General features: G+C 62.8%; 17 protein-coding genes. 10 read left to right on the forward strand and 7 right to left on the reverse strand.

The genetic code is table 11. The features are described from left to right. The first annotated feature begins 317 nt into the window (after positions 1-317). The 3 genes from FF124_RS15705 (at position 318) to FF124_RS15715 (ending at position 2,134) form a co-directional block, all read left to right on the forward strand. Positions 318-461, forward strand: coding sequence for a DUF1127 domain-containing protein (locus FF124_RS15705; RefSeq protein WP_106304947.1), 144 nt, complete (start codon positions 318-320; stop codon positions 459-461). Between the two features lie 280 nt (positions 462-741). Then, positions 742-885 carry a DUF1127 domain-containing protein gene (locus FF124_RS15710; RefSeq protein ID WP_138749428.1) on the forward strand — a complete coding sequence of 48 codons (144 nt, stop codon included), beginning with the start codon at positions 742-744 and terminating at the stop codon, positions 883-885. Positions 886-1,021: 136 nt separating this feature from the next. After that, positions 1,022-2,134, forward strand: a complete 1,113-nt coding sequence (locus FF124_RS15715; RefSeq protein WP_138749429.1) for a pyridoxal phosphate-dependent aminotransferase — start codon at positions 1,022-1,024, stop codon at positions 2,132-2,134. Between the two features lie 30 nt (positions 2,135-2,164). On the opposite strand, the gene FF124_RS15720 is transcribed toward FF124_RS15715, so the two are convergent. Continuing rightward, the gene (locus FF124_RS15720) at positions 2,165-2,863 is read right to left on the reverse strand and encodes a glutathione S-transferase N-terminal domain-containing protein (RefSeq protein ID WP_138749430.1); all 699 of its coding nucleotides are present in this window, start codon (positions 2,861-2,863) and stop codon (positions 2,165-2,167) included. Between the two features lie 130 nt (positions 2,864-2,993). On the opposite strand from FF124_RS15720, the gene FF124_RS15725 reads away from it, so the two are divergent. Next, the gene (locus FF124_RS15725) at positions 2,994-4,490 is read left to right on the forward strand and encodes an AMP nucleosidase (protein WP_138749431.1); all 1,497 of its coding nucleotides are present in this window, start codon (positions 2,994-2,996) and stop codon (positions 4,488-4,490) included. A gap of 228 nt (positions 4,491-4,718) precedes the next feature. Here the strand turns inward: FF124_RS15725 and FF124_RS15730 are convergent, their stop codons facing one another. Then, a complete protein-coding gene (locus FF124_RS15730; RefSeq protein ID WP_138749432.1) occupies positions 4,719-5,624 on the reverse strand; it encodes a diacylglycerol/lipid kinase family protein in 906 nt (301 codons plus the stop codon). A 77-nt stretch (positions 5,625-5,701) separates the two neighbouring features. Continuing rightward, positions 5,702-7,360, reverse strand: a complete 1,659-nt coding sequence (locus tag FF124_RS15735) for an electron transfer flavoprotein-ubiquinone oxidoreductase (protein ID WP_138749433.1) — start codon at positions 7,358-7,360, stop codon at positions 5,702-5,704. A gap of 278 nt (positions 7,361-7,638) precedes the next feature. On the opposite strand from FF124_RS15735, the gene FF124_RS15740 reads away from it, so the two are divergent. The 3 genes from FF124_RS15740 to FF124_RS15750 all read left to right on the forward strand — a co-directional run bounded on the left by FF124_RS15740 (position 7,639) and on the right by FF124_RS15750 (position 9,665). Further along, entirely contained in the window at positions 7,639-8,427 is a 789-nt protein-coding gene (locus FF124_RS15740; protein WP_138749434.1) for an SDR family oxidoreductase, read from the forward strand. Positions 8,428-8,476: 49 nt separating this feature from the next. Continuing rightward, on the forward strand, positions 8,477-9,313 hold the full coding sequence (locus FF124_RS15745; protein WP_138749435.1) for a uracil-DNA glycosylase: 837 nt from the start codon (positions 8,477-8,479) through the stop codon (positions 9,311-9,313). A 160-nt stretch (positions 9,314-9,473) separates the two neighbouring features. Next, entirely contained in the window at positions 9,474-9,665 is a 192-nt protein-coding gene (locus FF124_RS15750) for a hypothetical protein (RefSeq protein ID WP_138749436.1), read from the forward strand. Between the two features lie 173 nt (positions 9,666-9,838). On the opposite strand, the gene FF124_RS15755 is transcribed toward FF124_RS15750, so the two are convergent. Both FF124_RS15755 and FF124_RS15760 read right to left on the reverse strand, forming a co-directional pair. After that, on the reverse strand, positions 9,839-11,083 hold the full coding sequence (locus FF124_RS15755) for a PAS domain-containing protein (RefSeq protein WP_187326973.1): 1,245 nt from the start codon (positions 11,081-11,083) through the stop codon (positions 9,839-9,841). Positions 11,084-11,345: 262 nt separating this feature from the next. Then, positions 11,346-12,194 carry a hypothetical protein gene (locus FF124_RS15760; protein ID WP_138749438.1) on the reverse strand — a complete coding sequence of 283 codons (849 nt, stop codon included), beginning with the start codon at positions 12,192-12,194 and terminating at the stop codon, positions 11,346-11,348. Positions 12,195-12,420: 226 nt separating this feature from the next. Between FF124_RS15760 and FF124_RS15765 the strand changes: the two genes are divergently transcribed. Then, the gene (locus tag FF124_RS15765) at positions 12,421-13,683 is read left to right on the forward strand and encodes an MFS transporter (RefSeq protein WP_138749439.1); all 1,263 of its coding nucleotides are present in this window, start codon (positions 12,421-12,423) and stop codon (positions 13,681-13,683) included. Positions 13,684-13,687: 4 nt separating this feature from the next. On the opposite strand, the gene FF124_RS15770 is transcribed toward FF124_RS15765, so the two are convergent. After that, positions 13,688-14,635 carry a DMT family transporter gene (locus FF124_RS15770; RefSeq protein ID WP_138749440.1) on the reverse strand — a complete coding sequence of 316 codons (948 nt, stop codon included), beginning with the start codon at positions 14,633-14,635 and terminating at the stop codon, positions 13,688-13,690. A gap of 189 nt (positions 14,636-14,824) precedes the next feature. Between FF124_RS15770 and pepN the strand changes: the two genes are divergently transcribed. Together pepN and FF124_RS15780 are read left to right on the forward strand one after the other, a co-directional pair. After that, positions 14,825-17,473, forward strand: a complete 2,649-nt coding sequence (gene pepN / locus FF124_RS15775) for an aminopeptidase N (RefSeq protein WP_138749441.1) — start codon at positions 14,825-14,827, stop codon at positions 17,471-17,473. A 226-nt stretch (positions 17,474-17,699) separates the two neighbouring features. Next, on the forward strand, positions 17,700-19,553 hold the full coding sequence (locus FF124_RS15780) for a PAS domain-containing protein (RefSeq protein WP_138749442.1): 1,854 nt from the start codon (positions 17,700-17,702) through the stop codon (positions 19,551-19,553). A gap of 212 nt (positions 19,554-19,765) precedes the next feature. Here FF124_RS15780 and FF124_RS15785 read toward each other — a convergent pair whose 3' ends face one another. Further along, entirely contained in the window at positions 19,766-22,735 is a 2,970-nt protein-coding gene (locus tag FF124_RS15785) for a bifunctional [glutamine synthetase] adenylyltransferase/[glutamine synthetase]-adenylyl-L-tyrosine phosphorylase (protein WP_138749443.1), read from the reverse strand. Positions 22,736-22,905: the final 170 nt, after the last annotated feature.

A 22,905-nucleotide genomic window follows, 5' to 3' on the forward strand; every position in this document is an offset into this window, starting at 1 on the left:
TCCTCCTCCCCCGGTGAGCGTTATTTTTTTGTGCGATGCACACTCCCGATCCAACCCATTGCGCATCCCAGTCTTGTGAAACCGGTCTCGCCCATTGTCCGATGACGCCCGGAATTCACGACACGTATCAACCTTTCAATAGCGATTCTGCTCGCTGTCGCAGCGTTTACAGACCCTCTCCCGCATTGCCATGCGCGAAACGCATAGCGGCTTTACCGCAAACCCACTGACCGAGACCGAAGGCAAGGACTATATCCCGGTCATCAGAGATTGAGGCGCAGGAAATCGAAGCGCCGCAGCAAACAGGAGAGAGTAATATGAGCATGGCTCGTTCGTTCAACAACTGGATCAAGTATCGTCAGACCGTTTCGGAACTCGGCCGCATGAATGCGCGCGAACTGTCCGACCTCGGCATCAACCGCGAAGACATCCGTCGCGTTGCCCGCAAGGCAGCATTCTAAGCGCTGCCTTTCCCAACCTTGCAAAAGCCCCACGCCCAACCAGGCGCGGGGCTTTTTTTTGAGCAGGCACTGATTGCGAAAAGCAGACTTGACGCTTGTCATGCGCAGAATGCCTCAAAACTATGCGATGCCATAGACCTGCACCGATATTGTGCTATCTAGTGCACAAATGCATGGCAGTTGCATAATAACTGCACACGACGCATTGCCGTTTTCCTTGTATTCTCCCGGCCAAAATCAACACAGCACAACGCTGCCGGACAAATTCGAGGAAACACCCATGCATCCCTTCGACTTCACCATGAAATGGTTCAGCTACCGCCGCACGCGCTCCCAGCTGCGCAACCTTACCGCCGAAGAGCTCAAGGATATCGGCCTGCTGCCGGGCGATATCGATCGCGTTGCTGCTCGCGCTTTCCGCTGAGATAATACCCGCACTGAATTTGCCAACGGCGCCGCGTGGCGCCGTTTTGCGTTTCGGCGGATGTCGCGGTGCTTGCCTTCCAAAACGCAGCGATTATGTTGGGGCCCCTTCTCGCAGCAACCGGACGACGCACAGCATGGCCGCATTCCCGCGCTTTACCTCTCTGATCAAGGAACTGCCATCCACGGTCCCCTTTGTCGGACCCGAAGCGCTGGAGCGCAGCCGCAACTACCCGATCATCGCCCGTATCGGCGCGAATGAGAGCGGCTTCGGACCCGCACCGTCCGTGCTTGCGGCGATCCGCGAGGCCGCCGGCGACATCTGGAAATATTCCGATTCCGAGCATCTGTCGCTGCGCAAGGCCCTTGCCGATCATCACGGCTGCAAGCCGGAAAACCTGATGATCGGAGAGGGCGTCGACGGACTCCTGGGCATGGCTGTCAGACTGGTCGTCTCGCCGGGCACGGTCGTCGTCACCTCGCTCGGCGCCTATCCGACCTTCAACTACCATGTCGACGGGTTCGGCGGAAAACGGGTGAGCGTCCCCTATGCGGGCGACAAGGAAGACCTTGATGCGCTGATGGCGGCGGTGAAGGAACATGACGCGACCATGGTCTATTTCGCCAATCCCGACAATCCGATGGGCAGCTTCTGGCATGAGGACGATGTTATCCGCTTCGTCGAGGACCTGCCGGAGACCTGCATGATGGTGCTGGACGAGGCCTATTGCGAATGCGGCCCGGCGGAGGCCTTTCCGGCGATCGACCGTTTTCTCGACCGGCCGAACGTCATGCGGTTCCGCACCTTCTCCAAGGCCTATGGGCTCGCCGGTGCGCGCGCCGGCTACATCATCGGCGAGGCCGAGACGATTTCCGCCTTCAACAAAATCCGCAACCATTTCGGCATGCCGCGCCTGACGCTGGTTGCTGCGGAGGCAGCGCTTGCCGACCAGGCCTATCTTCAAAGCGTTGTCGGACGCATCCGCGAATCGCGCGACGAGATCGCCCGGATCGCCCGTGACAACGGCCTGGAGCCGTTGCCCTCGGCGACGAATTTCGTCGCCATCGATTGCGGCAGGGACGGCGCCTATGCGCGCGCCATCGTCGATGCGCTCGGCGCACGCGGCGTCTTCATCCGCATGCCGGGCGTCGCGCCGCTTGACCGCTGCATCCGCGTTTCGACCGGTCCGAGCGAAGACATGGACCTCTTCGCGCAGGAACTGCCGTCCGTGCTCCAGGCGCTTGGCTGAGCCAGGCGCCCGAAGCGACGCGGCATCCGCTCAGCGCGCCTTCTGACCGAAGAGCACCGACTGGGCGTCCTTGTCGGAAGCGAGGTTCATTCTGGCGCGCTCCTCCTGCCCCACGGCGATGCCGGCCTTCACCGCCGGCCGTGCCATCACCGCCTCATACCAGCGTTTGAGGTTCGGAAAGTCATCGAGGTTCTGGCCCTGCGCCTCATATGAGCGGACCCAGCCGATCGAGGCCATGTCGGCGATCGAATAATCGCCGCCAAGATAGTCCGCCTCCCCCAACCGCGTGTTCATGACGCCATAGAGCCGGTTGACCTCATTGGTGTAGCGGTCGATGCCATAGGCGATCTTCTCCGGCGCGTAATTGCGGAAGTGATGCGCCTGGCCCGCCATCGGCCCCAGCCCGCCGACCTGCCAGAACAGCCATTCCTCGACGGCCACCCGTTCGCGTTCGGTCTCGGGATAGAACTTTTTGAACTTGCGGCCGAGATACTGAAGGATCGCACCGGATTCGAACACCGAGACGGGCTCGCCGCCCGGCCCTTCCGGATCGACGATCGCCGGCATGCGGTTATTGGGCGAAATCTTCAGGAATTCCGGCTTGAACTGATCGCCCTTGCCGATATTCACGTAATTGACGTTGTAGGGAACGCCGGCCTCTTCCAGATAAATCGTGATCTTGTAGCCGTTGGGCGTCGGCCAGTAGAAAAGCTCGATCGGTGTGGTCATGAAAAATCATCCTCTCGCGTGTCGCAAAACACTGATCCCTTCGATATAGATCGATTTCGAACGCAAAAAAGAGCGGAGTGGCGCGGTCCTGTTCGCGATCAGACCGTTTTCCGCCATCACGAGGGTCGCCATGCACCAGAACGAAGCTTTGACAGCAAAGATCATTTCGCCCGATCCTGTCGAGCCGCAGAGCTTCACGGACCCCGGCGAAGCTGTGAAGGCCCTGCAGGCGCTCTACAAGCGCAATACCCGCTTCATCATCGATGCCTTCATCGCGCTTGCCGGCGGCGCGCCGATCGAGGGGCGCTACCGCGCCTGCTATCCCAAGGTCAGCATCGAGACCGGCAGCTACGGGCTCACCGATTCGCGCCTCTCCTTCGGCCATGTGGCGACGCCTGGCGAATATGCGACGACGATCAGCCACCCGACCCTGTTTGCGGACTACCTGATCGAGCAGCTCGGCCTGCTGATCAAAAACCACGGCGTTCCGGTGACGGTCGAAGAGTCCGACACGCCCATTCCGCTGCATTTCGCCTTCGGCGAAAACACCCATGTGGAGGCGGATCTCGCCGCGCTTGCCGACGTCCCCTTGCGCGACATCTTCGACACGCCCGATCTCAACACGACCGACGACCAGATCGCCAATGGCGACTTCGAGCCGGAACCCGGCGCGCCGCAACCGCTTGCCCCGTTTACCGCCCAGCGCATCGACTATTCGCTGGCGCGCCTCAGCCACTATACGGCGACGAGTTCGGCGCATTTCCAGAACTTCGTGCTGTTTACCAACTACCAGTTCTATATCGATGAGTTCTGCGCCTATGCGCGGGAGGTAATGGCCAAGGGCGGAGAGGGCTACAGCGCCTTCGTCGAGCCCGGCAACAACATCACGCTTCCGGGCGAGGTGGAGCCGGAAGGCGGGCATACCGGCGTTCGCATGCCGCAAATGCCGGCCTACCACCTGAAACGCGCCGACAATTCCGGCATCTCCATGGTCAATATCGGCGTCGGTCCGTCCAACGCCAAGACGATCACCGACCATATCGCGGTGCTGCGACCGCATGCCTGGCTGATGCTCGGCCATTGCGCGGGGCTCAGAAACAGCCAGAAGCTCGGCGACTACGTGCTTGCCCACGCCTATGTGCGCGAGGACCATGTGCTGGACGACGACCTGCCGGTCTGGGTGCCGATCCCGGCGCTCGCCGAAGTCCAGCAGGCGCTCGAGGAAGCCGTCGGCGAGGTGACCGGGCTTGAGGGCTACGAGTTGAAGCGGGTGATGCGCACCGGCACGGTCGCCACCATCGACAACCGCAACTGGGAGCTTTCGCACCAGAGCGGACCGGTAAAGCGCCTGTCGCAGTCGCGCGCCATCGCGCTCGACATGGAATCGGCGACGATTGCCGCCAACGGCTTCCGCTTCCGCGTGCCCTACGGCACGCTGCTCTGCGTTTCCGACCGGCCCCTGCACGGCGAACTGAAACTGCCCGGCATGGCGACCGCCTTCTACACCACCCAGGTGCGACAGCATCTCCGCATCGGCATCAAGGCCGTACAGAAACTCGCCGCCATGCCACCGGAACGGCTGCATTCGCGCAAATTGAGAAGTTTTTACGAGACGGCCTTCCAGTAAGGCCTTCCGTTTGCCCGCAAGGGTCACGGTCCTCATTTCCATCATGCCGGCCTTGAGCCGGCATCCAGGGCCAAACAGCAAGGACCTTCGCGATTAAGACATTGTTGCAAAAGGTGTTTTTGTAGCCATGGACCCCCGGCTCAGGGCCGGGATGACGGAGGATGGGGCAGGCTCTCTGAGTCCGCAAACAGGCTTTGTCAACAAACTGACGGCCTTCCAGTAAGGCTGTCAGTCCAGCCGGCTGTCGGCGGGGACGATCACCGGCAGCGAGCGGGGATGCTGCTCGAGCACGGCATGGCGCACCTCTTCAATCGGGTCGCCATCAAGCGACTGGTCGATGCCCGTTGAATGGAAGTCGAGCGTCAATCTTTCCGTTTCGATCACGGTCACGTTCTCGCTGTCCTCGATCCGGCCTGCCAGATAGCTGAGCGCGAAGCCGAGCACCGAGTCGAATTCCTCGGCCTTCAGCAGATAAAAGGCAAGCATGCCGCCCTGGGGCCGGTCGGTAAACAGGCTGGCATTGCCGTGGATGCGATTATTCGCGACGCCGACGAGGGCGAACCTCCCCTCGCCGCTGGCCTCGGCGCATTCGTAGCCGAGGCTGATTTCAGGAATGGTGCGCAGCGTATCGACCCAGGCGCGCGTGCTGGCTGAAATCTTGCCGAACCGCGAATCATAGTCGAGTTTTTCGCGGTTGCGGATCATCGTCGCGTGAAGACCGGCGGAGAACTGGTGGATGAAGGGCCGGCCGTTCATCGTCGGCACATCGACTCGGGCGGGCTTGCCGCCGGCCAGCGTCTTCAAGGCCTCCTCGATATCAAGCGGCAGGCCGAGACTGCGGGCAAAGAGGTTCATGGTGCCGGCCGGAATGACGCCGAGCAGCTTGTCGGTGCCATACATCGAGCCCGCCGCAAGCGAGATCGAGCCGTCGCCGCCGCCGACGATCATGCCGTCAAATCCTTCGGCCTCGACCGTCTTTTTGATCACATCCGCGATTTCCCTGCCTCCGACGACCGCGCATTCGAACTCATGCCCGGCATCGCGGAAGATATTGGCGGCAAGGTCGGAAAATGCGTCCATATCGGTGGTCTTGAACGTACCGCCGTCGCGATTGAAAATACCTTTCAGACGCATTGCTTGTCCTTGAGACTGTTGACTGGCCTGAAACGGGTCAGGGCGGTCGCCGGTTCCGCCCCTCCCGCCTGGACCCGTCACATATTCGGGTAAACCGGCCCTTCGCCCCCCTGCGGCGGCACCCAGGTGATGTTCTGGTTCGGGTCCTTGATGTCGCAGGTCTTGCAGTGCACGCAGTTCTGGGCGTTGATCACGAATTTTTCCGTGCCGTCCTCCTCGACCCATTCATAAACGCCCGCCGGACAGTATCGGCCGGAAGGGCCCGCATAGATTTCGTATTCCGAGCTTTTCTGCAGCGCCATGTCCTTGACCTTCAGGTGGACAGGCTGGTCCTCCTCGTGATTGGTGTTCGACAGGAACACCGAGGAGAGGCGGTCGAAGGTCAGCACGCCGTCGGGCTTCGGATAGTCGATCGGCTGGTGCTTTTCCGCCGGCTCCAGCGACGCAGCATCGCTCTTGCCGTGCTTCATCGTGCCGAAAAAGGAAAAGCCGAACAGCGTGTTGGTCCACATGTCGAGACCGCCAAGCGCGATTCCGGCATAGGTGCCGAGCTTCGACCACAGCGGCTTGACGTTGCGGACCTTCCTCAGGTCACGGCCGATGGCGCCGTTGCGCCAGTCCGCCTCGATCTCGACGATCTCGTCGTGTTCGCGGCCCGCCGCAAGCGCCTCCGCGACGCGTTCGGCGGCAAGCATGCCGGAGAGCACCGCATTGTGCGATCCCTTGATTCGCGGCACGTTGACGAAGCCCGCCGAACAGCCGATCAGCGCGCCGCCGGGGAAGGAAAGCTTCGGAACGGACTGGTAGCCGCCCTCGGAGATTGCCCGCGCGCCGTAGGAAATGCGTTTTGCCCCGTCAAAGGTCGGCGCGATGGCCGGATGGGTCTTGAAGCGCTGAAACTCCTCGAAGGGGGAGAGATAGGGGTTCTTGTAGTTCAGGTGCAGCACGAAGCCGACGGCCACCTGATTATCCTCTAGATGGTAGAGGAAGGAGCCGCCGCCGGTTTTCGCATCGAGCGGCCAGCCGAAGGAATGCTGGACGAGGCCGGGCTGGCTTTTCTCCGGCGCGACTTCCCACAATTCCTTCAGGCCGATGCCGTATTTCTGCGGCTCGCGGCCCTCATCGAGGCCGAATTTGGCGATCAGTTGCTTGGCGAGCGAACCGCGCACGCCCTCGCCGATCAGCACGTATTTTCCGAGAAGCGCCATGCCGCGGGTAAAGTTCGGGCCGGGCGTGCCGTCGCGCTCCACCCCCATGTCGCCGGTGGCGACGCCGATGACCGCGCCGGCGTCGTCATAGAGCACTTCGGCCGCGGCAAATCCGGGGTAGATCTCGACCCCCAGCGCCTCGGCCTTTTCGGCCAGCCAGCGACAGACATTGCCGAGCGAGACGATGTAATTGCCGTGATTGTTCATCAGCGGCGGCATCACGAAATTCGGCAGGGTGAGCGCGCCGGCGGGACCGAGCAGAAGAAAGCGGTCGCGCGTGACCTCGGTCCTGAAGGGATGACCTTCCTCCTCCCGCCAGCCGGGCAGAAGAGCGTCGACGCCGGACGGATCGACGACCGCGCCGGACAGGATATGGGCGCCGACCTCTGCGCCTTTCTCCAGCACGACGACGCTCAAGTCCTCGTTGAGCTGTTTCAGCCGAATGGCGGCGGCAAGACCGGATGGACCGGCCCCGACAATCACCACATCGAATTCCATGCTTTCACGTTCCGGCAATTCTTCAGCCATGTTATCCCTTCCATTGCCGCATGCCCCGGGATCGGCGAGGCATGCGGTCTAGCAACTCCACCCGTTATTCCTAGAGAGGTTGCAACGAAATGAAAAGCGCCCCGGCGCGCGCGCAATTCGCCGGCCACAGGGAGTTTCCACAGGCCCTGCGTGCGACACGCCCGCGCAAACGTCCGATAATGATTGATTGACGACATGGCGGGCGTCTATGGTGAAAGCCAATTTCCGCGGTTCATTTTTCAAAGCGTCGGCCGGTTCCGGCCAGGGGAGTTTATTTCATGGATTTTGGTATTGCCGACAAGAAGGCCGTCGTGCTCGCCTCCTCGCGCGGGCTGGGCGCCGGCATCGCCGAGGCGCTGGCGAGGGAAGGCGTGCATGTGCTTCTCTGCGGGCGCACCGAAGACCGGCTTCAGACCAACTGCAAAGTGATCAATGAAACGACGCCCGGCAAGGCCGATTTCGTCGTGGCTGATATCGCCCAGGACACGTTCGTCGAGGACCTGCTGTCGGCCATCGGGGAGAAGCTCGGCGGCGTCGATATCCTCGTCAATAATTCCGGCGGCCCGACGCCCGGCACCGTCGCCGAGATGAGCCCTGAACGGCTCGACAATTTCTTCCGCTCCATGGTTTCGCCGATCATCACGCTCACCAATGCGCTTGTGCCGCAGATGAAGGAAAAGGGTTGGGGCCGGATCGTCACCGTCGCCTCGAGCGGCGTGATCGAGCCGATCCCGAACCTTGCGCTCTCCAACACGCTGCGTTCCGCGCTGGTCGGCTGGAACAAGACGCTGTCGAGCGAGGTCGCCGCGTCCGGCATCACCGCGAACATGCTTCTGCCGGGGCGCATCCATACCGACCGGATCGACGAACTCGACCATGCCAATGCCGAGCGCTCGGGAAGGAGCCTTGCCGAGGTGCGCAAGGCCACGCTTTCGACGATCCCGGCCGGAAGGCTGGGGCGGGTCGAGGAATTCGCCAGCATCGCAGCCTTCCTCTGCTCCAGGCAGGCGAGCTACCTGACCGGCAGCCTGATCCGCTGCGACGGCGGCGCGACGCACGCGATTTGAGTTCAATGCATGGCCGGGCGGCCGGATGGTCGCCCCATGGAACCGACCGATGATATCCGCACGGGATTTGACAGCACACGAGGCGGCCGCCCTTCTGCATTTCTACGCAGATGCCGGGGTTGACGCGCTTCTGGAAGACGCCGCCATCGACCTTGCGGCGCGCGCCGAAACGCCTGCGCCCGTGGAGAAGCGTCCGGCCGCCCCGCAGCGCGAAACGCAGGCGGCTTCCCCGGCCGCCCGTCCCGCCGCTGTCGCGCGCCCCGCCATCGGCACGACGACCATTCCGGACGACAAGGCCGTCTCCGATGCGCAGTTCGCCGCCGAAAGCGCCCGCTCGCTTGCCGAGCTCAAGACGGTTCTGGACGGGTTTTCCAGCTGCAATCTCAAACACAATGCCCGCTCCACCATCACGCTCGACGCCATGCCGGAAAGCGGCATACTGGCAATATGCGGCTATCCGGCCGGGGACGACGACCGCAACGGCGCACCGCTTGCCGGCCGCGCCGGCAGCCTCTTCGAACGCATGCTCGCTGCAATCGGCCTTTCCCGCGAGGATGTCGCCGTCACCACTGCCCTTCCCTGGCGCACGCCTGGCGACCGCAGCCCCACCCAGTCGGAGGTGGATATCTGCCGGCCCTTCCTGAAACGCCAGATCGCGCTTGCCGAACCGCGCCATCTTCTGGTGCTCGGAAATTTCGCCAGCCGCATGCTGATCGATGCCGACAAGACGGTGTTCAACCTGCGCGGCGAATGGCACGCGCTGAATGTCGACAGCCATGCGGTCGAGGCGCTCGTGACCTTCTCCCCGACCGAGCTTCTGGCCGCGCCCGCCAACAAGAAGCCGGCCTGGCAGGACCTTCTGTCGTTCAGGGCGCGCCTTGGCTGAACGCCCTCTCTTCTTGAGTGCCCAGAAAATACTCAGTTTCTGAAGGGTTAACGCCGGCATGCATGTGACGCATGGCTGCCCTACGGCAGGGACCATTGCTGGTTCCGGCCGTTTCATGGATAAGGGGACATGTCTTGGGAGGACCAACGGAACCAAGGCAATGAGATACGCACAGGACATGGACGCAACCCTTATGCAGAACACGCGCTTTTCTCTCGAACTCGGACGCTCGACCAATGGCTATCACGGCCAGCGGGGCATCGACCGCGCGATCGCCAAGGGCTTTGCCAAGGCACTCGGCCATCACGATGCCAGCACGCGCCGCCCGGCAATGCGGGCCCTCGGCGCCTGATCGGGCGACGGCGGATACGGAAATTCACGGATTGATTGAAAAGCCGGGATATGTCCCGGCTTTTCTGCGTCCGGGTCCTGGCTTTGCTTCATGCTTCAAGCCAAAACGATCGATCTCTTTGTCTTGATGCATTTCGCATAACGCCAGATATTTCCATCTGACTGCACATTGCTCTAGTCGATGAAGGTGACTTCGACAGTGGTGCCGCTCTCGATGGCGGTGCGGATCGAAAATTTGAGCCCGAGCCTGGATGCGGCATCCTGCGCCTCGACAAGGCATGTGTGAGAGATGCCCATCGTCAGCTCCGGCTGCTTGAACACCGCCTCAAGCTCGCTTTCGCTGAGCCCCCTGCCGATATCGGAAAATTCGGCCCTGAACCCGTCGGATTCGGAAGGCTTGAGCGTCACCCGGGCATCGCAATAGGGCGGGGAAACCGCGATCAGCCGCTCGACAAGATGAGAGAACAGCGTTGTCAGAAGCTCTTCGTCGAGCGGGTAGCCGAGACCGCCGTCGTCGATCGCCGTGGTCAGCATGACGCTTTCCGCCACCGCTTCGCCGCGATGGCGCTCAAGCGAGTCAAGCAGACACTTCGCCGGAGAGATCAGCGGGATGTCCTGCTCGCGTTCCTTTCGATCGCGCTCGGATTCGAACTCCGCGAAGATGTCGCGCCTGAGGGCTGACGCAGCCGAGACCGGAGCGACATTGGTAGCCGGCGCGCGCTCAGGCTTGTTAGCGCTGTCAGCATTCCTGATCTTTTGCTCTTCGGCGAGCGAAGGTTTCGTCATGTCAGGCGAAGCCTTGCTGAACCGGGCCTCCTTGAGATCATCAAGGGGTTCTTCCTCGGGCACTGAGGCGCTGAAAAACCCGTTCGCGATGATGCGGTGCGGCCGTGCCGGCGCCTTCTCCGGACGGCTACGCCCCGGATTCCAGGGCATGTGACCGTTGATCGTCCCGAGATGGGACGGGTTCGCCTCGGCTTGCTGCGCCCTGGGCCGGGCTGTGCGGACCGGCGACGCGGTTTCGCTTCGGCGATCCAGTTCGCTTTCGCTCACCCGCGGCATGGCAGCGGTCCGTCGCGGACGCTCCTGTTGCGCGGCCGGACGGGAGATCACCACGCAAACGGCATCGCGGTGGCGCATTCGGGCGAGAGAAAGCTGCGAGCGCCCTTGCGGCCCGACGGCGAACTCGGCCGAGACTTCCTCGAGCCGGCTGCCCGGCTCATCGGAGAGCACGCGCGTCATCGCCCGATCGATTTCCTGGCCATCAGCCCGCGAAAACCATGAGGTCAGCGCCGTTCCGCAGACATCGGCCTCATCCGCCCGAAGCAGCGAAAGGGCGGCGGCATTGGCGATCTCGATCGTGCCATTGGGGTCGACCAGCAAGATACATTCAGGCGCCCGGTTGAGTGTCTGAACCACCGGTCTGTTTTCAGCTGTCTGAGGCAATTCGGAATTCATCAGTTGCATCCGTTTGTCCAGTCGAGCGTTTCAGCGCCGGGACGGGTCCAATTCAAATCATCTGTCACGGCGATGGCCGGGCACGTCGTGTGCGGGCATCAAGACAAGCATGATAAGCCCGCGAGGTAAATCGCATATTAAACGCCAAACCCAGCACATATTGGGCACATTCGACGCCGAGGCGGCATTTTACCAAAAATGGTCTGACGCGATATTGTAACGACTAATCTATCAGGTCTCCGGTCGCGAATGCAAACGCCTCATCGAGGTGGTGCGACTTGACCGCCTGCCAACGGCAATATTCGGCGATAAAAGCGCCATCGACCCACATGGCGCTTTCAAACGGCCGTCCGCTCCAGCCGATCGCGCCGACATTGACGACCTTGCGCAGGATGCGCTGCAGATGCGTGCGCGAGATCAGGATCCGCTTCGCCATTTCCCGAGCATTGAGGGCCGGGATCAGATAGCGCCCCTCTTCCGGCCGCTCGCGACCGACCATAACGATGATGTTGTCCATCACCAAACCGCCCGAAATCGATTTCTGCAGAAGAGCGACGCGCGGCGGCGGTTCGCGCCAGGCGGCATCGTGCAGACAAGCCAGAGCGAGACGCGGCTGGATGACCGGGATCATCTCGGCGTGCGCAGCCAAGGCCGCCGCCCGGTCCTGTCCATCGATTGCGTCCAGCATCATGAGATTGGCGGCAAGCCATTGCCCGATGGCCACATAGACCGGACGCGTCGGTTCGAAATAGCGCGGCCTGAGGCTGTCGCGCTCGGGATCCGGCCGTAAAAATCCATAGGTGAGCGATTCATCGACATAGTCGCGAATGGTGTTCGGGCTGGCGACCTTGAACGGCTTCAACGCCTCGATCAGGCTGTTGACCGTCAGGCCTTCGTGTCCGCCCCAGTAGAGGGCAAGCGCCGCTTGGGAAATCAGCCAACGGCGCTGCGAACCGAAATTCGCGCCGAGGCGCTGGTTTTCCTGGTAAACGCCGGCAAGCCTTTCGCCGTAAAGCGAAAGTGATGGGAGAAAGGCGGGATGTTGCGCGATCGTTTCTGCGGAAAGCGGCATTGTTCTTATAGGCTTGTCGGCGCTGTTGTGCCGGAAGCTGCGCTGCCTCCGGCCTTGAGGTTGGGAGCGACCCTACTGGATAGCGGCGGGAAAATACAGACGCAAAAAACGCCCGCGGGCGGTTGCGGGCAGGTCTTTTAAACCCTATAGCGCCGGAAGTCGCCGCGCTGGCCGTGCTTCCGGCGGAAACCTGAGAAACGCAAAAACACCGCAGCGAGCGAAAACCATGTTTGCCAGTCTCGTCTCCATCACCTCCCTGATGCTCTCCACCATGCTGATGATGGTCGGCTACGGACTGATGAACTATCTCGTCCCGGTGCGCTCAGTCGCCGAAGGCTGGTCCTCCTTCCTGATTTCGGTGATCGCGACCGGCTATACGGTGGGCTTCACCGTGTCATGCATCGTCACCCCGAAACTGGTGCTGCGGGTTGGCCATGTCCGCGTGTTCGGCGCCCTGATCACGCTGCTGACGGCCTCGATCCTTGCCAGTTCGCTGCTCGTTGACTGGCATGCCTGGATCGCCTTCCGCGCGATCTCCGGTTTCGCCGTCGCCGGCTGCTATCTGGTGATCGAAAGCTGGCTGAACGAACGCGTGACGAACGAGACCCGCGGCTCGGTCTTTTCGATCTACATGATGGTGACGCTTGCCGGTTCGATCGGCGGTCAGTATCTCGTGCCGCTTGGCGACCCGCTCAATACGACGCTGTTCATCGTCTGCGGCATCGTCTTCGCCGTCGCCATTCTTCCGACGGCGCTCTCGACCGCGCAATCGCCCGCGCCGATCGCGCAGGTTCAGTTCGGGCTCGGCAAGCTTTACCGGCGCTCGCCGGTTGCCGCCGTCGGAGCGGTTCTCGCCGGGATCCTGTCCGGCACCTGGGCGAGCCTCGGCGGCGTCTACACCACGCAGAGCGGCTTCACCACCGGCCAGGGCGCCACGCTGCTTGCCTTCGTGCTTGCCGGCGGCGCGCTCGGGCAGATCCCGATCGGGCGCATCTCGGACCTCACCGACCGGCGTTATGTGATGATCGCCTGCGGCGTGATCGGCGTCGTTGCCGCCTGCGCCATGTTCTTCATGTCGCCGGACACGCCGCGCCTGCTCTACGGCACGGCCTTCATCGTCGGCTCGATGCTCTATCCGATCTACGCGCTCAACGTCGCCCACGCCAATGACCGCGCCGATCCGAGCGAATATGTGACGATTTCGAGCTCGCTCATGGTGCTTTACGGCCTCGGCACCGTCGCCGGCCCCCTGATCGGCGGCGGCGCGATGGAGCTTGCCGGTCCGCGCGGACTGATGCTCTATCTGTCGATCGGTTTCGCCATCTACGCGGCCTATGCCGCCTGGCGCGTCATGAAGGGCAATCCGACGGTCGCCCCGGACGAGCGCACTGACTTCCACGCGATCGCCGTGCCGATGCGCGGTACGGACCCGGCAGGCAGCATCGCTGTGGATTACGAGACCGACTACGATCCCGCCCAGAGCGAATAGGGTCTCAGCTAGGGTTTTGCGAGGAGGAAACGCGGCGGATCTTCCGCCGTTCCAGCCCCAGCCTGTGCTCGCGGAAGATGATGAAGATGCCGGCGCCGACGACGAAGACGGAGCCGGCGATCGTGTTCAGCGTCGGGATCTCGCCGAAGACGAACAACGAAATCAGAATGCCGAAAATGATCGAGCTGTAGTCGAATGGCGCGATCGTCGAGGCATCTGCGAAGCGATAGCTCTCGGTCATCATGATCTGGCCGACGCCGCCGAAGAGACCCGAAAGAATGAGCAGGACGAGCGGCCAGAAGCCCAGCGAGGCCCAGCCGAAGGGCAGCGTCGCAAGCGACAGCAGCGCGGCAAAGGTCGAGAAATAGAGCACGATCGTCGGGCCCTTCTCGGTCACCAGTAGGCGACGGACCTGGATCATCGCCAGCGCGCCAAGCGCCGCGCCCGCTAGAACAAGCACGACGGCAAGCGCCTCTTCCGAGCCGATGCCGCCCTGGCGAAACAGCGTGAGCTTGGGCCAGGAGATGATCATCACGCCAAAGAGCCCGACGCCGACGGCCGACCAGCGATAGATACGCACCACCTCGCCCAGAAGCAGGGCGGCAAAGACGACCGAGAGCAACGGCAGCGCATAGCCGAGGGCGATCACCTCGGGCAACGGCAAGTGCATCAGCCCGTAAAACCCCATCCCCATCGAGGTGATGCCGATCAGCGAGCGCAGGAAATGTCCGACCGGGCGTTTCGTCTTGTAAGCGCCCTTTAATTCATGCCGCCAGGCAAGATAGACGATGATGGGAACGATGCCGAACAAGGAGCGGTAGAATGTGACCTGCCCCGGCGCGATCCCCTCGCCCGCGAGCTTGATGCAGGTCTGCATGCCGAGAAAGGCAAGAATCGAGGACAGTTTGAGAATGATGCCGCGCAACGGGTTGGCATTGGTTTCAAAGGGCATGGATGACGCGATCTGGTGTTCGGTTAGGCGGCGGCGACGGCCACGGAAATCATGCCCTCCTTACGCCAGTTCCCGCGTCCATGTACAGATTTCATGAAAATCCGGCGAAGCATTTGCATTTTTCGGCCTCGGGCGCTTTGTTGTGCATCGATCGGCCGCGCCGAAGATAACGATTTGAAGAGGAAGCCCATGCAAGCGGACAAGAACCGGACCGTTTACCTGAAGGACTATCGGCCGACCGATTTCATCATCGAGACCGTCGACCTGGTGTTCGACCTCGGCGAGACGATGACGACGGTGGGGAGCCAGATCCGCATGCGCCGCAGGCCCGGCGCGGACCCTTCCGCCCCGCTGATCTTCGACGGCGATGGCCTTGCGCTTTCCGGGCTCGCGCTTGACGGCAAGCCGCTGTTGCCCGAGCGCTATGACAGCAACGCCAACAGGCTGACGATCCGCGACCTGCCCGAGGACGGCGCCTTCACGCTGACGATCAAGACGCGAATCAACCCGACCGCGAACAGCCAGCTTCTGGGCCTCTACCGGACCAACGGCATCTACTCCACCCAGTGCGAGGCCGAGGGCTTCCGCCGCATCACCTATTTCTACGACCGGCCCGACGTGCTGGCGGTCTACACGGTGACCATCATCGCCGACGAGAAGACCTGCCCGCTCCTGCTTTCAAACGGCAACCTGGTTGAAGAACAGAGGCTCGACGACGGCCGGCATATGGCCAGGTGGCACGACCCCTTCCCCAAGCCGTCCTACCTCTTCGCGCTGGTCGCCGGCGACCTTTCGATGATCGAGGACAGGTTCAAGACCATGTCGGGCCGCGACGTGACGCTTCGGATCTATGTCGAGCACGGCAAGGCCGGACGCGCCGGCTATGCCATGGATTCGCTCAAGCGCGCGATGAAGTGGGACGAGGAACGCTTCGGGCGCGAATACGACCTCGACATCTTCATGATCGTCGCCGTCTCCGATTTCAACATGGGCGCGATGGAGAACAAGGGGCTCAACATTTTCAATGACCGGCTGATCCTGGCGGACCCGGAAACGGCGACCGACGACGATTATGCCCGGATCGAGGCCGTGGTGGCGCATGAATATTTCCACAACTGGACCGGCAACCGCATCACCTGCCGCGACTGGTTCCAGTTGAGCCTGAAGGAAGGTCTGACGGTCTACCGCGAGCATGAATTCTCCGCCGACGAGCGCTCGCGTCCGGTCGTGCGGGTGGAGGAAGTGAAGTTCCTGCGCGCCCACCAGTTTCCGGAAGACGGCGGGCCGCTCGCCCACCCGGTGCGCCCGACGGAATATGTCGAGATCGACAATTTCTACACCACGACGGTCTACGAGAAGGGCTCGGAGGTCTCGCGCATGATCGCCACGCTTCTGGGGCCGGAGGGCTTTCGCAAGGGGCTCGACCTGTTCTTCGAACGCCATGACGGCGGCGCGGTGACCATCGAGGACTATCTGACGTGCTTCGAAGAGGCGACGGGCCATGACCTGACCCATTTCGCCCTTTGGTACCACCAGGCCGGAACGCCGGTGATCTCGGTTGACAGCGCCTATGACGAGGAGAAAGCCGAGCTGAGGCTGACGCTCGGCCAGAAGACGCCGGCGACGCCGGGCCAACGGATCAAGAAGCCACTGCATATCCCGCTGAGGGTCGGCCTCATCGGCCCCAACGGCGACGACATGGAAGCATCGGCAATCAGCGGCGGCGCGCATCGCAAGGACGTGCTGGAGCTCACGCAGGACGAGCAGACCTTCGTCTTTGAAGGGATCGGCGCGCGGCCCGCCATCTCGGTCAATCGCGACTTTTCCGCGCCGGTGCGGGTTCGCTTCGACCAGTCGCGCGAGGACCGGCTGCGCATCGCGGGAGCGGAGACCGATCTGGTCGCCCGCTGGGACACCGTCAATGCGCTGGCGCTCGAGGCGCTGGTCAGGGCGGCGGAAAACGTCAAGGCAGGACAACCGGTGACGGTGGATGCGGGTCTGAGCGCGGTCCTTGTCGCCACGGCGGAAGACGAAACGCTCGAACCCGCCTTCCGCGCCCTGGCGCTCGCACTGCCGAGCGAACTCGATATTGGCCGCGAGATCGGCGCCAATGTCGATCCGGACGCAATTCATACGGCGCGCAAGACGGTTATCAGGGCCATCGCCGAAACAGGCTGCGAGACCTTCGTTCGCCTGGCAACCGGGATGGACACGCTCAGCGCCTTCAGTCCCGATGCGGCAAGCGCCGGACGCCGTGCGCTCGCCAACGCTGCTCTCGCCCTTGCCGCCGCCGCCGAGAACACGCCGGCGCGCGCAAGCCGCGCCTATCAGGCGGCGGACAACATGACGGACATGCTGGCCGCCATGCGGGTGCTGGCGCACCAGTTCGCGGGCTCCGACGAGGCGGAGGACGCGCTTTCCGATTTCAGGCGTCGCTTTGCCGGCGAGCCGCTGGTGCTCGACAAGTGGTTCTCGACTTTGGCGACGGTGCCCGGCGGCCAGACGCTTGAGCGCGTTGCCTCGCTGATGGGCGACACGGCCTTCGACGAGACCAACCCCAACCGGGTCCGCGCGCTCATCGGCGCCTTCGCCTCATCAAATCCGACCGGTTTCAACCGGCCCGACGGCGCGGCCTATGACTTCTTCGCCGACTTCATCCTGACATCCGACAGGCGCAATGCCACGCTGACGGCGCGACTGATGACGGCTATGCGTTCCTTCGAGGCGCTTGAGCCTCAACGCCGCGCGCTTGCGCGCAAGGCGATCGAACGCATTGCCGGCCATGACGATCTCTCCCGCAACCTGCGCGATATCGTCGATCGCATGTTGAAAAGCTGAATTAGCGCTTGCCAAGACACGTAATCCGAGTCCTCCGCTCGGACATCGCGGCCGCCGAAACCGGCTCAAACAGCTTTCGCGGCGGCCGTCAATTCACAAAAAAGCCTTATTTGATATATGGTTAACAAAAGCTTCCCGAAGGGTGCTGGACAAGCCGAATCACCTTTGATTCACTAGGGTAGATTCGCAAGGCGGTTTCGCGGATCACACGAGGGAACTTAAGCAAATGAAACGATCAGATCTGTGGGATGAGCCCGCGGTGACCGGGAACCTGCGCTCCGGATTCACTGCAAGCCAGACACTTTCAGGCCGTGAACAGGCCGGCTTTCAGGGGCTTGGCGCTTTCGCCGCCGCCAACCGGCCCGCGGTCGAAAGGGTCCTAAAGAAGTCCATACCCTATCTGATCATCGCCTTTCTCATCTGCGTCGCCCTGGCGCGCGGTCTCTCGCTGATTTCCAGCCATAGCCGCATGGAAGACGCTGTGCGCCATACGACCGAACTGACCTCGGCAATGGCGGTTGCGGCGCTGGAAGACGAGACCGCCCTGTTTTTGCCGGAAAATGCGACGGCCGCCGACGACAGGTTGCAGGCGCTTGCCGCGCGGTCCATCGCCGACCCGGATACCGATCTCGTGATGATCGACACCGGCGGCGCAGTGCTTGCCACAACTCCTGCGCGCGCCGACCTTATCGGCCGTTCGCTCGCCTCGGTGTTTCCCGAGCTGATCTCGGCCCGCCACCCGCGCACCAGCGGGCAGGTTGTCGAAACGCGGATCGACGGCGCGCCCTACCAGGTCTCGATGCATCTCATCGGCAATGACGGCGGCATGGTGATCGCACTGCACGCAATGGAGCGGATGAATGCCGTCTGGCGCGCAGAGGTCAATCTCAACGTCACCCTGTTTGCCGCCATGGCGCTGCTGCTGCTTGTCGTGGTTTACGCCTATTACACTCAGATCAACCGCGCCGATGCGACCACCGGCATCATGTCCGCAGAGCGCGGCGCGCGCGATCTTATGCTCGCCAACGGCGAGGCCGGGCTGTGGTCATTCGATCCGGCGCGCCGGCGCGCGCGCCTCGATGGATCCGCCTGTGCGGCCCTCGGTTTCGGCGAGGCTGACTGCGAGATGAGCTATCGCGATCTTCTGGCCCTCGTCCATCCCGATGACCGGCTCGGGCTTTCCAGAAGGCTCAAGCCTTCCGATGACGGGCTGATCGAGGCCGACCTTCGCCTTCGCCGCCGGGATGGACGCTACGGGCTGTTCGCGCTCCGCGCCCATGCCGTGATCAGGCGCGACCGTCTATCCGTTTCCGGCGCGGTCGTCCGCCAGGCATCCTGCCACCAGAAGGCGGTCGAGGCTGCCGCAGGACGCGCTGGCATGCTTGAGGCCGCCTTTGATGCCCTGCCCCAGCCGCTGGCGCTCTGGCGCAAGGATGGAAGCCTCGACCTTGCCAATGCCGCCTTCAGGTCCGCCTACGACCTTGATGATGGCCAGTGCGCCATGCGTTACGATGCGCTTGCCGCGGAAAACCAGGAACAGGCCGTGATTGTTCGCCGCAATCATGGCGCATGCGGCACGGCGGCCGAGGTCAGAACCGCGGGGGGAGCGTGGATGCGGATCGCCGACTGCCGCCTCGACGACGGCGCACAGCTGACGGTGGGCACCGATGTCACGATCTTTCGCCAGGAACAGAACCGGCTCCAGGCCGAACAGGAACGTCTGAGGGAAAAGGTGAGCGCCATGGCGCTCGACCGCCGCAAGCTGGAACTGAAATGCGCATCGCTGGAGCGGTCGCTCGAAGAAAAGCACGCTGCGCCGCGTCGGGAGGAGGCCGCTCTCACAGATCCCGCCGTTCCGGCCGAAATCCGAACCGCGCTGACCGCCGTGCTCGGTTTTTCCGAACTGATGATGGCGCAGACCGACAAGGCGGCCGGCGGCAAGCTCAATGACTATGCCCGCCATATTCACAGCGGCGGCGAAACGCTCCTGGCTTTGGTTCGGCGGCTCGAGGGCAAGGCGAATGCGCCCGTTGCCCGGAGCGGCGATCATGAACCCGTCATTCGGCGCAGGATCGGCTGATCCTGCCTGGACCGGCTCCACCGTTCATGTAAACGCGGAACCGGTCTATCAATTCGTTTCCACGCATTTTCGCTTAACGTCAGATGTCTCGATCTGACTGCGAAATGCTCTAGCGCATCGGCCCGAAAATCGGAATCGATTTTCGGAAAGCACGATGCGTAGATATAATAGGTTAGAGCGTCCTTTGTCCGTCCAAATGGACGCACGTCGCTCTAGGCGCTCTTGTCCTCGGCAAAGGGAAGCAGCTTTTCGAAGACCGCCCGCACATCGCGTGCATGATCGGCGATCTTCGCCTCGAGCGCGCTCACATCCGGGCAATCGGCAAGCTTGCACAGGCGCTCCAGGAGACCGGACGGCGCGGTGTCGGGCTCAAAGCCTTCGTTGAGGCAGGCGCGGGTCAGCTGGGCAATATCGGTGTAGAGCGCAAGCGCCTTGCGGCAGATCTCGAGATCGCCCGTGGCCATCACCTCCGGGCCGAAGCGCGCTAGAACATCGTCCGTGGTCATCGCATCCGCGCCACCGATTTCGCCGCGCGGCACATGGCAGGCCAGATGACAATACTGGGCGATGAATTCGATGTCGATCAACCCTCCGGGAATGAGCTTCAGGTCCCACGGGCTCTTTGCCGGCTTGTCGCGTTCGATGCGGGCGCGCATGTCAGCGATGTCGCGGGCAAGTTTCCCGTGATCGCGCGTCTGCCCCAGAATGGCATCGATCACGGCCCCGGTATCGGCCATCAGCGACGGGTCTCCGCAGAGCGGATGGGCGCGCGAGAGCGCCATATGCTCCCAGGTCCAGGCCTCGTTCATCTGGTATTTCTCGAAGGCCGCAAGCCGTGTCGCCAGCGGCCCGGCATTGCCGGAGGGACGCAGCCGCATGTCCACCTCGTAGAGCACGCCTTCGGCCGTCGGCGCGCTCAGGGCGGCGACCAGGCGCTGGGTGACGCGGGCGAAATACCGCGGCACGTCCAGCTGTTTGGGACCTGAAGACATGGCGAGCGGATCGTCGCAATCATAGAGCACGATCACGTCGACGTCAGAGCCCGCCGTCAGTTCCGAACTGCCGAGCTTGCCCATGGCGAGTACGCAAGCGCGCTGACCGTCAACCGTGCCATGCGCCTCTTGCATCTGCGCCAGAACGCCCTGAAGCGCCTCGTCGATGACGAGAGTCGCCAGCGTCGTCAAAGCGCGCCCGGCGGCAAAGCCGCTGATCGATCCCGTCACCAGCCGGATGCCGATCAGGAAACGCTGTTCGGCCGCAAAAATCCTGAGGCGGTCCAGCCGCTCCTCATAGATCTCCACGCCGCTCATGAAATCCTCAAGCCGACCGGCAAGATAATCGCGCGTCGGGATCTCCGTCATCAGCGCCGGATCAAGCATGCCGTCGACGATATGGGCGCGCGCGGCGATGATCTCGGCGAGCCTGGGCGCCGCCGACATCACCTCGACGATCAGCAGCATGAGGTTCGGATTGTTCTTCAGAAGCGAGAAAAGCTGGACGCCGGCAGGCAGACCGGAGAGAAACCGGTCGAAGCGCAGCAGCGCCTCGTCGCCCCTGCGGCTTGCGCCGAAGGCTTTCAGCAGTTCGGGCATGATCTCGGTCAGCCGCTGGCGGGCCTTTGTCGTCTGCGTTGCGCGATAGCGGCCGTAATGCCAGGTCCGCACGACGCGGGCGATGTCCTCGGGCCGGTCGAAGCCGAGCTTGCGCAGCGTCTCCAGCGTGCCCGGATCGTCATCCTCGCCGGTAAAGACGAGATTGCCTGCCTCGCCCGAAAGCGTCTCCTCCCGCTCGAACAGGCGGGCATAGCGCCGCTCGACAGTCTTCAGCGCCTTCAGCAACGCGCCGGAGAACGCCTGCGTGGTTTCAAACCCGCTCATCCGGGCGATTCTCAGAAGTTCGGCGTCGTCCTCCGGCAGAACATGGCTCTGCTCGTCGCGCACCATCTGGATGCGGTGCTCGACATTGCGCAGGAACCAGTACGCTTGCGCCAGTTCGTCGGCGGTGGCCTTGTCGATCCAGCGCGCCTCCCGCAGCGCCTCCAGCGCATCGACCGTTCTGCGGCATCTGAGTTCGGGCATGCGTCCGCCGGCTATCAACTGCTGGGTCTGGACGAAGAATTCGATCTCGCGAATGCCGCCGCGGCCGAGCTTGACGTTGTGCCCATGGACCGCGACCAGGCCGAAACCCTTGTGGGCATGGATCTGTCGCTTGATCGAATGGATATCGGCGATCGCCGCATAGTCGAGATATTTGCGAAAGATGAAGGGGATCATTTCGGCGAGGAAGGCCTCGCCGGCATCGAGATCGCCGGCGATCGGCCGCGCCTTGATGAAGGCGGCCCGCTCCCAGTTCTGGCCGCGGCTCTCATAATAGAGAAGCGCCGCCTCGACCGGGATCGCCAGCGCCGTCGACCCTGGATCCGGCCTCAGGCGAAGATCGGTGCGGAACACGTAGCCGTCGCCGGTGCGCTCCTGCAGGATACGGATGAGACGGCGCATCAGCCGGGGGACGAGCGAGCGCGGGTCGTCCTTGTCAGTGAAGATCTTCGCTTCCGGCTCGAAAAAGACGACGATGTCGATGTCGGAGGAATAGTTCAGTTCGCAGGCGCCAAGCTTGCCCATGCCGAGCACGACCATGCCCGATTGATGCGAGGGGCTCTCAGGGTTCTCAAGGACGAGCTTGCCCTCCCCGGCGGCCGATGTGAGCAGATGGTCCACCGTCGCGGCAACTGAGGCGCTTGCAAAGTCACTCAGCAGAGCGGTCGTCTTTTCCGGCGCGATCATCCCGGCGAGATCGGCAAGCGCGGTGAGGAATGCGACCCTGCGCTTGGCCTGGCGCAGGCGCAGCATGATATCACTGTCGCTGACCCTGCCCTCCCCGTCCAGCCAGGCGGCGCGCGCCGTCTCGATATCGGCGTCGATCTGCAGCAGGAACGGTTCATCGATGCGGGAAAGCAGTTCGGGATGGGCGCGGAAGCTGTCGAACAGAAACGGCGAAAGCGAAAAGGAAGCAGCGAGGAAGCGCGTCAGCCGGTCATCACGATCCGCAAGGAAACCGGGAAGCCCGCACTTTTCCACGGCCGCAGCCATCTCTTCCAAGGCAGACTGCGCCAGTTCGTCATTGAGCGGGAACATGGGTTCCCCCGCCATATCGCGCAGTGTGCCGCCGGCCTGGTCGCTCATCTTTTCCTCCGTATGCCGTTTGCTCTGCCTTAACATCGCGGACGGCAGGCTCAAAGCAAAAGACGGAGGCAGAGCGGCGACGGCCTAGAGCGACGTGCGTCCATTCAGACGCACAAAGGACGCTCTAACCTATTGAATCTACGCATCGTGCTTTCCGAAAATCGATTCCG

The sequence above is a fragment of the Martelella lutilitoris genome, from assembly GCF_005924265.1.
In the GTDB taxonomy this organism is placed as follows: Bacteria; Pseudomonadota; Alphaproteobacteria; order Rhizobiales; family Rhizobiaceae; genus Martelella; species Martelella lutilitoris.